The 12,825-nt window shown below is 39.0% G+C and carries 7 protein-coding genes and 1 riboswitch; of the genes, 1 reads left to right on the top strand and 6 read right to left on the bottom strand.

Annotated elements, in window-relative coordinates; genetic code table 11:
- Positions 1-160: 160 nt before the first annotated feature.
- A complete protein-coding gene (locus tag ACZZZW_RS15070; RefSeq protein WP_463494567.1) occupies positions 161-1,597 on the bottom strand; it encodes a SusD/RagB family nutrient-binding outer membrane lipoprotein in 1,437 nt (478 codons plus the stop codon).
- Between the two features lie 11 nt (positions 1,598-1,608).
- Positions 1,609-4,815, bottom strand: coding sequence for a SusC/RagA family TonB-linked outer membrane protein (locus ACZZZW_RS15065; protein ID WP_463494565.1), 3,207 nt, complete (start codon positions 4,813-4,815; stop codon positions 1,609-1,611).
- Positions 4,816-5,132: 317 nt separating this feature from the next.
- Positions 5,133-5,239: riboswitch (SAM riboswitch) on the bottom strand.
- 136 nt (positions 5,240-5,375) lie between these two features.
- Between ACZZZW_RS15065 and ACZZZW_RS15060 the strand changes: the two genes are divergently transcribed.
- Positions 5,376-6,647, top strand: coding sequence for a peroxiredoxin family protein (locus ACZZZW_RS15060; protein WP_463494563.1), 1,272 nt, complete (start codon positions 5,376-5,378; stop codon positions 6,645-6,647).
- Positions 6,648-7,416: 769 nt separating this feature from the next.
- On the opposite strand, the gene ACZZZW_RS15055 is transcribed toward ACZZZW_RS15060, so the two are convergent.
- From ACZZZW_RS15055 to ACZZZW_RS15040, 4 genes are all read right to left on the bottom strand, one after another.
- Positions 7,417-9,087: a trypsin-like peptidase domain-containing protein gene (locus ACZZZW_RS15055; RefSeq protein ID WP_463494561.1), complete on the bottom strand. Its 1,671-nt coding sequence runs from the start codon at positions 9,085-9,087 to the stop codon at positions 7,417-7,419.
- A gap of 1 nt (position 9,088) precedes the next feature.
- Complete coding sequence (locus ACZZZW_RS15050) at positions 9,089-9,676, bottom strand: TlpA family protein disulfide reductase (protein ID WP_463494559.1); 588 nt, start codon at positions 9,674-9,676, stop codon at positions 9,089-9,091.
- Positions 9,677-9,740: 64 nt separating this feature from the next.
- Positions 9,741-11,609, bottom strand: coding sequence for a protein-disulfide reductase DsbD domain-containing protein (locus tag ACZZZW_RS15045; RefSeq protein WP_463494557.1), 1,869 nt, complete (start codon positions 11,607-11,609; stop codon positions 9,741-9,743).
- Positions 11,610-11,630: 21 nt separating this feature from the next.
- A complete protein-coding gene (locus ACZZZW_RS15040) occupies positions 11,631-12,764 on the bottom strand; it encodes a redoxin domain-containing protein (RefSeq protein ID WP_463494555.1) in 1,134 nt (377 codons plus the stop codon).
- Positions 12,765-12,825 lie beyond the last annotated feature (61 nt).

Genomic DNA, 12,825 nt, shown 5'->3' with positions numbered 1-12,825 from the left:
TATTATTAGCTGTTTGCAGTGGTAAAGCTATCGCCATTGCGAGGAGAAATTTAGAAGCAATCATAAAACGATCGCTACTAGCCAGCGCATTAAGATTGCTTCGCTCCTCGTAATGACGTAAACCTATCTGTTTAAGATATTCATGTTACTCACCATTTAATTAAAAAGCATCAAACCAAAGTTTGGTGGTTAATAAATCTGGTCCTTGGTTGCTCACTGCATTTTTATAATTCTGACCGTTTAACGATTGCTCGGTACCCGGATAAATAAAACGTACCGGAATTTTACCGTTCAACACCGTATTTACAGAAGCCGTTAACTGCGGATAATCCAATCTTCTTTGTTCTGCCCAGGCTTCTAAACCCTGACCAAATAAAGCAATCCATTTTTGCTCACCGATAGATTTTTTGTAGTTACCAGCATCGTATTGTACTGCTGCTTGGTTAAGGTAAGCATCTACAGGGCTTCCTGTTATGCCATACTGGTTAAACGAAGCTATAATGGCCTGTTTGTATAAGTCTGCTGCATTTTCTGAAGTAAAACCTCGTGCTGCTGCTTCTGCCCTATCGAAAAGCACTTCGGAATAACTTATGATTACTGCTGGCGCAAGTGGATTTAAAAAATAAGCTCCGGGTTTTGAAGAGTTTGCCAAACCAATCGCACTCGCTTCAGAGTTGGTAGAGCCATTCGGTATACCAACATATCCTTGTGGCGCATTTTCCGTTTTACTGGCATAAACTGGCAATCGTGGATCATTTAAAGCAATAAGTTTATCAACAATAGTTTTACTGATCCTGTAATCATTACGGGTTTCGAATGATGCAGCCACCGGATTTTGTTGTGGCGAAGCCTGGTAAACAAGTTTTGCATTAAAAACATTACTATTGATATAGCTTCCTCCTTCGGCATTAATCTCGTCGATAACTGCTTTGGATTTTGCAGGTTCCTTATCTGCAATACGCAGTGCAATTCGTAAACGCAATGAGTTGGCAAATTCTTTCCAGTGTGTAATGTTTCCACCGTAAAGGATATCTCCAGAAATTTTTGGTGCGCCTGAAGTAGCGTTTAATACACTTTGTGCAGATTTCAAATCATTTAAGATATTGAAGTACACATCCTTTTGTTTATCATAAACAGGCGTAACAAACTGTTTAATTTTGCCGGCCTGGGTATAAGGGATATCGCCATAAGCATCAGTAAGCAATAAAAATACCCACGATCTAAGCACAAGTGCCACACCTTTATAATTCGGGTTCGCCTGTGCATCGCCCAGCTCAATTACTTTATTTAAACCTGCTATACTCTGCGCATATCCGGTAGCCCATAAGGCGGTAAAACTGCTGTTCGAATAGATAAACCGATCTTCTTCTGTATATTGAACTTTAGCCCAATGTTGTACGAAAAGCAAACTCGAATTAAGATTATTGGTAGTTCCCCAATAAGTATCTGACGTGTTTTTGATGGCTCCCGTTAATAAATAATCTGGTGATGGAATTTCCGGAGCATTCGGGTTGATATTTACTTCATCAAGCTCCTTATTGCAAGATGCAAATGCAATAGCTAAAATGGCCAGTATATATAGTTTTTTATTTTTCATGATCGAAATATTTAAAATTTAACATTTAAGTTGATGCCGTAACTGCGTGTGCTGGGATTAGATAAACTCTCTAAACCCTGACCGTTACCAGTATTAAAAGCCACTTCAGGATCGATATCTACTGTATTGCGGTGGATGATCCACAGGTTACGGCCAACAAGCGATACAGAAACGCCTTGTAAACTTAACGGACGAAGCCATTTGGCGGGCAGGTTATAACTTAACTTCACCTCACGAAGTTTAACATAAGAAGCATCGAATATGCTTGATTCATCAATATTTCTGAATGATTTATAATATTGTTGAGCTGGCAATATCTTTTCGTTGCGCTTACCATCAGCTGTTACGCCATCAAAAATAACCCCATCATCATAAACAGTAACCCCCGCTGGTGCAGTTCCATTTACCCTAACTGTTCCATTCTCTTTTTTGTTATCCGGATAATAATAAGATATACCACCATATTCTGCCGCCCTGCCAGGCAATGTAGAAGCCAATACACCGGTATAGGTACCAGTTGAGTAAGTACCATTGTAGATAGAACCACCAATGCTTGCATCAACCAAAACACCTAAACTTAAACCTTTATAAGTAAAAGTATTGTATACTCCACCAATCCAATCTGGTGTATATTTTCCAAGCACTTGTTTATTAGGATTGGTAGCGGGTGCTCCTGTAGCATTAACAATAATGTTTCCGTTTCCATCTCTTAAAAAGGCTGTTCCGAAAAGCGAACCATAAGGCTGCCCAACAGTGGCAATTACCTGCGCTGTGCTTGATGCCACAACATAGTTGGTTAATAATTTTTCGGCATCCAATTCTATTACCCTGCTTCTGTTTGCTGCAAAGTTGAAATCAATATCCCAGGTAAAAGCTTTTTTTATTGGTGTAATACCCAACTGTGCTTCGATCCCTTTATTGTTAATTTTTCCGGCATTAAGTAGTTTTGAACTGAAACCTGTACTCTGGCTTACATCGGCCGCCAAAATTTGATTGTAACTATTTGTATTATAAGCACTTAAATCGAAACGTAACCTTTTGTTAAAAAACACAGCTTCAACACCCAGTTCGGTAGAAGTTGTAGTTTCTGGTTTTAAATTGGGATTTAAATCTATCGATCCAGGGCTTAACTGAGGGTTAGCACTTACAATATCAGGGTATAACTTAAGTAATTCGGGATCGATATTAAATGGCGCACCAAATGCATAAGTATTAATCAATCGGTAAGGATCTGCATCTTTACCCACTTTAGACCAGCCTCCACGGATTTTTAAATAATTAAGGGCTTCACTTTTAATATCAAAAGCTTCGGTAGCTACAAAACTTCCGTTAAACGATGGGTAAAAGTAAGATCTGTTCTGTGCAGGTAAAGTAGATGACCAATCGTTACGGGCGGTGATGTTGGCAAAAAGGTAATTTCTAAATCCTATCTGCCCGGATGCATAAACACTATACGATTTTAAGCGCGATAAATTATTTGAAGAAATTAAAGGATCACGTGAGTTCTTAAGCGTGTACAATCCGGCAATGGCCAATTTAGGCGCACTCTGATCGTTTTGTTCAATAGATTGTTTACGGATGTTACCACCACCCAACAATTCCAGACTAAAATCTTCATTTAGCTGTTTGTTGAAGTTTAATGTTGCATCGGTATTGTTTTCATTCACCGCAAACGCACTTTCTGTATAGGAGCCGAATGGCGTTCCATTGGTACCATAAGCAATTCTTACTTTACGTCTGTCGGTATAATAATCGGTACCCGACCGGAAATTAAAATCAAGGCCATCGATAATTTTATAATTCAGTGCCAAGCTTCCAATAATCCGGTTACGGTTTTGCGAAACAGTATTCTCATAAGCCACCCAATATGGATTGCTATAGTAACTGTTATTCCAGTTAAACGTTTTTCCATTTTCGTCTAAATAGTTTTTCAACTGGTTAATATCAACCTGCCTGCCAAACCACGTAAACTGCAACATCGTACTTGTTGATCGTGAACCACCTGTGCCAGGTAAATTATCTGAATTGAGTTTGCTATAATTGGCATTAGCCGTTAACGTAAGCTTTGGTGTTATTTTTAGAGATGTATTTAATACAAATGAATTTTTGCCCTGACCTGAGTTTGGCACTATGCCTACCTGTTTAAGGTTATTGTACGAAATCCGGTAATCGTATTTTTCTCCTGCATCAGCAACAGATACACCATTATTTAATGAATATCCGGTTTGAAAAAAGTCGCGTACATTATCCGGGTGTGCAACAAATGGAACAGCAACTCCTTTAGAAAAGAATTGAGGAATTAATCTTCCATCCAATTTTGGACCCCAACTTTCATCTACCCCATCGTTAATGCCTTTACCCGCACCATCTACATAGCTGAATTTACCTTCCGATCCCTGACCAAATGCATTTTGATAAACAGGTAGTGTTAATAAGGTTTCTAACACAGCGTTTGAGTTAATGGCAATCCCTAATCCTTTTTTTGATTTTCCGGTTTTGGTTTTAATTAAAATCACCCCTGCAGCAGCCCTGGAGCCATATAAAGCAGCCGCATTTGGGCCCTTTAAAACACTGATCGATTCTATATCTTCCGGGTTAATATCCGAGATGGTATTGGCATAATCTCTTGCCCCGGCAGAATTTAACTGCGAATTATCTACAGGAATCCCATCCACCACGAATAAAGGTTGGTTGTTACCTGCAATTGAAGTTTCACCTCTGATTACCACCCGCGAAGAACCCATACTGCCCTGACTGTTGGTTACCCTTACACCGGCAATTTTACCTGCCAATGCATTCACCAGGTTAGATTCTTTCGCTTCAGCCAAATCCTGTCCTTTAAGTTCCTGAACGGCATAACCTAGAGATTTCTTTTGTCGCGAAATACCCAACGCAGTTACCACTACCTCATCAAGTGCATTATCGCTCGATTGCAATACAACCCAAATCGGTCCATTTTTGCTGATTTGTATTTCCTGGGTTTTAAAACCAATGTAAGAGAATACTAAAGTACCTTTATCGGGTGCATTTATAGAAAAAGCGCCCTTACCATCAGTAATTGATGTTTGCTTGGTCTCCTTTATAAGAATGGAAACACCGGGAAGTGTTTCTCCATCTGCCGATTTTACCGTACCGGAAACCGTTGCATTTTGAGCGGATAGCTGCTGTGCTATAAAGAGCAGCAGAATAAACGCTGTTGATTTAATAAATTTAAACATGTGTGTAGTTAATAATTAGTAAAAGGGATAATAATTGGGCAAAACGATTCCACCACGATTAAACCGTGTTAATTTTCATATTACTAAAGGATTGGTTAGCCTAGAAAAAGCCTGTTAACCTGGAGCAGTGCTAACAGGGCTTACACATTCGGATATATGTGCAAGGATTTAAATGATTTAATTTTTGCTCGTCTGTTTCTTCCATTTGGATGATTTTATTTATAACATTTTTACTAATCAAGAATGCAGCAGAGCAAAAAAAGCACCTCTTAAATCAGAAGTGCCCCATATATTTTGATAAGGATATGCAAACAACTGACTTAACTATCCCAGATTTATCCGGGATGGATTTAGCACCATTTCTAACAAATAGCTGGTTGCTAAGGCTTCATAGGGCCATTCCCTCCGCCTTTCTTGATAAGTATTTTAAAATAACTGCAGCAAAGGTATAACTAATTCCATTTATCCTATAGTTTTTGTAGATTTTTATTGAAATATTTTTTCTTTGCTCAATATACCCGTATATTTGTCGACTAATTTAGTCGATTAAAACAGTCCTAATGAATTCGAAAATTATTTTATCAGCCTTATTGGCCATATCAACATCAATTACATACGCTCAGGAAAATACCGCTTTAGCAAATAGCCAAAAGCTAAAAACCAGCGCAAAAGCAACTAAAGCCTTTGTAGCATTGGGTAACTGGCGCGGAATAGCGAAAGTAAAGGAAGGATTAGAAATTCCATTCAACTTTGAGATTAATGAAAAAGGCGGTCAGCAGAAATTATATTTTCGCAATGCTGAAGAAAGTTTCGAAGGTGGCGTAGTAACGCAAACTACAGATTCTCTTTTTGTTAAACTTGATCAATTTGATAACGAACTGGCCTTTGCGATTGATGGTGACCAGCTAAATGGTACATTACGGAAACAGGATAAAACAGGTAAACCTTTAACAATTGTTGCTGAACGCAAAAACTTCCGCTTTAATTCCAATAATAAACCTGCCACAGCAGATTATTCTGGCAGTTACGATGTGGTTTTTAAATCGCCTAATGGCAAAGAAGAAAAAACTGTAGGGCTATTTAAGCAAACAGGCAATAAACTTACAGGTACTTTTCTTCGTGTAACCGGCGATTCGCGATTTCTTGAAGGCGTAGTAGAAGGAAATGAATTTCAGCTATCCAGCTTTATTGGTTCTTCACCAGCTTATTACAAAGGAACTTTCCAACCTGATGGTACTTTAACAGGCGAGATTCTAGGTGCAAGAGGAAGTCAGCCATTTACAGGAACTAAAAATAAGGATGCTGCCCTACCCGATCCTTATAAACTTACTTATCTCAAAAAGGGTTATAAAACACTCGATTTTAGTTTCCCTGATGTAAATGGTAAAAAGATTTCACTCAAGGATGAAAAATACAAAAATAAGGTTGTGGTATTAACTATTACAGGGAGCTGGTGCCCTAACTGTGTAGATGAAGCTACTTTTATTGCACCATGGTATAAAGAAAACAAGAAACGGGGTGTTGAAATTATTGCCTTGCATTACGAGCGCTCTACCGAGCCTGAATATGCTAAAAAAGTAATGAACCGCTTCCGCGAACGCTTTGGTATTGAGTACGATCAGGTACTTGCCGGTACTGCGGATAAACAGGTGGTATCTGAATCTTTGCCAGCCCTCGATTCTTTTCTCTCTTTCCCAACCACAATCATTATTGATAAACAAGGTAATGTAGCACAGATACATACCGGTTTTAATGGCCCTGCAACAGGGAAATTTTATGATGAGTTTGTGAAAGAATTTAATACGGAGATTGATACGCTGTTGAAGAAATAACATTAATAAATGGTCGGTGAGACACCGACCATTAGAGAAAGTTTTCTTCCTATGGTCGAATTGACGAGTAAACGAATATTTTATCCCGGTCCGTCATCCTCGCGCAGGCGGGGATCTTACAACAAAAGCATTATAGGCATTAAGATTCCGAATCAAGTCAGGAATGACGATTAATTTTCAATCGTCATTTCGAGCGAAGCACAGCGTAGCCGAGAAATCTTTGAACTATGTCTAAAGATTTCACCACCACGGTCAAAATGATCAATAAACGAGTATTTTATCCCGTTCCGTCATCCTCGCGCAGGCGGGGATCTTACAACAAAAGCATTATAGGGAATTAAGATTCCCAATCTAGTTGGAAATGACAATTAATTTTCAATCGTCATTTCGAGCGAAGCACCGCGTAGCCGAGAAATCTTTGAACTATGTCTAAAGATTTCACCACCACGGTCAAATGATCAATAAACGAGTATTTTATCCCGTTCCTTCATCCTCGCGCAGGCGGGGATCTTACAACACAAGCATTATAGAGGATTAAGATTCCCAATCAAGTCAGGACGATTAATTTTCAATCGTCATTTCGAGCGAAGCATAGCGTAGCCGAGAAATCTTTGAACTATGTCTAAAGATTTCACCACTACGGTCAAAATGATCAATAAACGAGTATTTTATCCTGTTCCGTCATCCTTGCGCAGGCGGGGATCTTACGACACGAGCATTATAGCACATTAAAATTCCCAATCAGGTTCTGCGATCCTTCACAAAATCCCTATTGAACAACCTTCGCAATAAAATCAACAATTGTCTTTTTAGGCACCACAACTGTGGTTGTTCTGCTAAACCTCGCGATATTGATTCCATAAAAATTACCTTGCCAATCGAAAACCGGAGAACCACACTGGTTCGGTTTAATGGCTGCATCATGAGTAAAAATAGCATTAAATCCATCTCTTCTCACAGATTTACCGCCTTCAAATTTTTCTGCCGGGTGATTGAAAACCGATTGGCCCCGGCCATCCATCTTAACCGTTTTATGCATTTTACCTGTATCATTTTTCCACTCAAAAGCAACTTCATCATCTGCCCAAAATTTAGACATTTCAGGTGCAAATTCCTTTGCGGTAGTTACAATGTTTCCGTTAATGCTGATCAGTTCATCTCCAACTTTTATACCTGCTTTTTCTGCCGGACTTCCCTCTTTAATTAATGAGAATTGAGCTGGACTAGAATTGTACACCACCATTGCACCTAAATACGGCTGACTATTTATTTTTGGTAAATTAAAAAGCGAACTACCTAAAATACTTTGCATCAGCTTGCCATCATAGTTAATGGTAAAAAGGAATTTACCCATTTCTATTTTAACAGAATCAGCCAAGTTTAATTCGATACCACCAGCCACTTTTTGTTCCATTTCCAGTAAAACGAGGTCATTTTCCTGATCTTTCTCAATTGTTTTTAGTATCACAGCAACTCCGTTTATAAAAAAAAGCGGATTTTCACCAATTAAAGTGTTTTTAGCTAAAACAAATTGCTTTTTGGTTCCAGCCTTAGTTTTAACATTCAATAATGTGCCCGCTCCTTCCTGTTCAATCCCTTTTAATTTACTTTTTATTAAAAACGTACTATTAGTGATTTTGGGTGAATCGAAATCCGGGTGCAACGCTTTCTGTTTGGTATCTTTTTGAAGCACCTTTGCTAAAGGATCAACGGCAACAGTATCTTTTTTATCCGGAAATGCAGTGTAAAATACCTCTTGGTTTAAGGCTGTCCAATAACGGCGATAAAGATCAACAGGGATTTCAAAATTCATATCTTCTGAAACATCAATGGCACTGTGCAAACCAATTACCCGGCCATAATAATCAAATAACGGTCCGCCAGAATCGCCGGGTTCCATTTTACAGGTTGAGCGGATAAAGCCATATTCGTTTTTTACTTCGGCAACTTCCCCTAACCTTAAAGTTGGCTTAGTTTGATCTAAACTTTCAGGATATGAAATGCTGATACAAGGTTCATTTTTGACCAAGCTTGCCGAGTAACCCATTTCTGCAAAGGGATAAACACCCTTATCTATTATTTTCATCATGCCTACATCAGGTATACCAGGCATATTTTTATTGTCGATTTTACCTAAAGCCAGCGCAATGCATTCACGTCCATCAGGGAAAAACACTTTATAGTTTTTTCCAGGTAAAATGGTGTGTGCGGCTGTTAAAATATAGCCATCGGCACTTACCACCACGCCACTAAACTGGCCGCTGGTTCTTTGGTTCTGTTGCACATCAAAACCCCACATCCTCACACTTGCCGGGTACGCTTTTTTTAGGGCTTCGGTTATGGTATGCTCAAATTGAGCAACTTGTTTCTTCTGAGCGCTGGCATTGAAAGTAATCAATAGCAATACGCTTAATGCGATTGCCCTTATGTTGTTTTTCATTTTACTTATGATTTTTAGCCAAGCTGATCCTTTCAGAAATTTCTTTAAGTGCAGCGGCATCTGTTCCGGTAAAGCCGGTAAGTTTAAATACAATATTCCCTTGGCCATTTATTACAAATTTTGCGGGAATGGCATTAACGCCATAAGCTTCAACAGCAGTATTATGCCCCAAACCATCTTTAAGATCCATTAGCACCTGAAATTTAAAACCAGACGTTTCTATATACTTTTTTACATCTTCAAGCGGAGTTTTGGTTGTTTCCCAGGTATGGATAAACAGAAACCTCACTGAGGGATCATTTTTATAGGCATTAACAGCCAATTGCATGGCTGGAAAAGATTTTTTGCAGGGCACGCACCATGTAGACCAAAAATCGAGTACAACTACCTTACCTTTCAAATCTTTTAGTGATACGGCATTTCCATCCAGGTCTTTTAAAGTGAAACCAGGTGCTGGCTCTGCAATCATTTCTGATAAAAGCTTATTGCGTAAGGAATCGGATTTATTTACCGGGCTTTGTGCCAATGCTGAAAAACATACAAACAGGCACAGCGGGGCTAAAAAGCAAAGCTTTAATGAAAATTTCATATTTTATTAAGGAATTTAAAAACGGCAAGGCCATTTTACCGGCCATGCCGAGCGCATAGGTAGATTAAATAATTATTTCCAATATTTTTTCTTTCGGTGGATAACACTTGGTCTCATCACATACCTGGTAATACAAACCACATTTAATTTTAGTACCGGCTTTTGCCTTGCTGTAATCCACCATAATCCTAAAGTCTGCCTTTCCTTCAAAAATAAACATACCTTCATTACCAGGGTATGGCACAGCTGCTGTTGTTTTCCATTCGTGATCGGCTACTGCACCTTCAGGAAGCTCGAGTCTGGTTTCGGTAACTACAAAAGGATTATCTTTTGCTACATAAGCATAGATATGCCAGCCTTTTAAAATTTTAGCCTCGATAAGCAAACTATCCTTTTTATCGCCATTACCTGGAATAAACTTTGCAGAAACAGCTACAGGATCAGCCGTTGTGGGTTCTGCACTCAATATTTCTTTTGGTAAGTGATAACTTTGCAGCTGGTTTTGAGTAACATTTTTGCCGAATGTGTTTACCATAAATTTAAAGCCACCTGCTTCGGTATAAAACAGATTATTCCGGTTTAGATCAAGCCATTTTCGCCAATCTCCTGCCTTATTAAATTTTTCTACAGTATAACGTTCCAAAAGGCGTTGGGCCATTGCAACATCTGTATTGGATTCGAGCAGGCTTACGCATTTATCCAAAAGGGCAACTTTTCGGTTGGAAATCCCCAACTTTTGTGCATCGCGATCCAATTGCAAGCTGTACACACCCGAAGGATAAAAATATTCATAATTTTGGCGGTAATACTTGTGGTATTGATTGATATTGGTACCATAAATGTTGAATAAACTATCGCCAGCAAATCCTTTTACATAATCTTCGAACGATTGCGTATCGTTGGTGATCGGCATTTTTAAAAACATTTCGTTGCCATGGCCAATGTCTTCACCTTTTGCCTTTTTATCTTTTAATTCCTGTTGCATTTTCAGCATCCGAAGATTACCTTCCTTTCGGGATACTATAGCCTGATTGTAAAGGTCTTTGTTCAGGCGGTATACCAATTCATCAATCCCACTCCTGGTTTCAATCTGCACTTTTTTAACAATAGCTGATAAATGATCGAACTTTTTAATGTAACAGATGCTGTTTACAAAAACATCCTTCGCTTCATCCGTCATATAATCAGGCGAACCTGCAAAACCCCACATAAAATAATTTCCCTGGCGACCCAATGCCACGGCTTCAGCATTTTTAAGGCAAACCCCTCCCGAAATCGATTCAGCATCAGGAGAATCGTTAAAGCCTTCGCCATGCGAAACCATCCCGATTAAATAAGGCTCTTTGGATGAAAAACCCTGCTTTACGACCTGCCACATATCCATTTGCTTTGGCGTTGTGGCAGCCTGGTGCCCATTAAAAAAAGAACCGGGAGTTGTTTTTTTTACTAAAGTTAACTTAACTGCGTTTGGCGTATTAAAAATAGGGTGACTGGTTTTAATGTTCAACGCTTCATTATCCAGACACTGGCAATACCAATCAAATTTTAAACCTAAGGGCAAACCTACATTCGGTGCCATGGCATGCATCAAAACCATCGGACGGTTAAAATTTGCAGGCAGCGCAACCGGACCAGCATCCATTAAGGTAACATCAACCTCATCAGACATTTCTACCTTATAATCAGCCACATCCACCACGCTTACTTCAGTAAACCGCTGCTCAAGAAAAGCTTTAAAATCTGCCATTCTTGTTTTGTAAACTTTATCTACTATACCTGGTGTGGTAGAATAGTAAACCACATTTTCGGGCATAGGTTTATCGGGATTATACCCAACGTACAAAACCCTTAAAGCAATTTTATCATGACGTTTTCCGCTGGCAAATGTGAGCAGCGAAATTAACATGAGGCATACCGTTAGTATCTTTTTCATCTTTACTTGTTTGGCCTTGATTTAATTAAATATTTCTGCCAGTTTCTTGTTTAAAGGTTCGCCACGTAGGCCATTGCCAATAATTTTACCCTGGGCATCAACCAAAAAACTTGCAGGAACTGCACGTACACCATATAAACGGCCCACTTCATTGTTCCAGCCTTTTAAATCTGATACGTGGATCCAGTCTAAACCATCCTTTTCAATGGCTTCAAGCCAACGTTCTTTTACATTATCAAGTGAAACTGAAATAATTTCGAAGCCTTTATCCTTATAAGTCTGATATTGCTTAACCAGATTTGGGTTTTCTGCCCTGCATGGACTGCACCAGCTTGCCCAAAACTCTACCAATACTACTTTACCTTTTAAACTGGCTAATGAAACTGGTTTGCCTACAACATTATTTTGTGTAAAAAGTGGTGCAGCATTTCCAATTGCCGTAATGCCACTTGCGGCAATGCGCTGCGCCAGTTCTTTTCCCATGTCAGTTTCGCGATATTCTTTATTTAAGGCATTAAACAGCGGCTGAACTTTAGCTACATCAACCTTAGTTCCGGCAGCTTCTGATAGCGCTACTAATGAGAAAAATGAAGTTGGGTGTTCTTTTGCAAACAAAAACTGCTTATCGGTTCTGTTCTGAATGTTTTTTCTATAGCGCATATCCACTGCTTTCATGTATGCGGTATCTTTTTGCTGTTCAGGTGTGCCACGGTTAAAATCGATGTTTACAGCTTTGGTAAGTGCCATAATGGTACCTCCAATTGCTTTGTTGTAAGCATCATATTCCTGGTAAACTTTTGAACCTGTAAATACGGCATTATCCAGCGAATCTTTAGAAGTAATGGTCACCTGTTCTTTACCAAAATAAAAATAAATCACATCGCCTGTATAAACAGCCTTTCCTTTGCCACCACCAGTATGATCTAACGCCATACGCGCATAGGCATTGCCAGTAATATGGCCCGAAAATTTAAAATTGCCATTAACCAGTGCTACAGAATCTTCATGGCTTACGCCATTATCCATGTAATCGATATAGGCTTTGGCAGGGGCACTCAAAGTGCCTATTTTGCCTGTTAAGCTAAAATTAGGTGTTTGCGCCCATAGCAAAACCGGGAACAATAACGCCAATAGTGATAATTTTATAGTTTTCATCTAAATGTTTTTATAAGTTGAGTAAATTCATGCCTAAGGGTTAAGGTACTCAGGCATGAAA

It is taken from the genome of Pedobacter sp. AC379 (assembly GCF_979258145.1).
The sequence above is the reverse complement of the archived record's forward strand: the minus strand, read 5'-3'. Positions and strand labels throughout refer to the sequence as shown.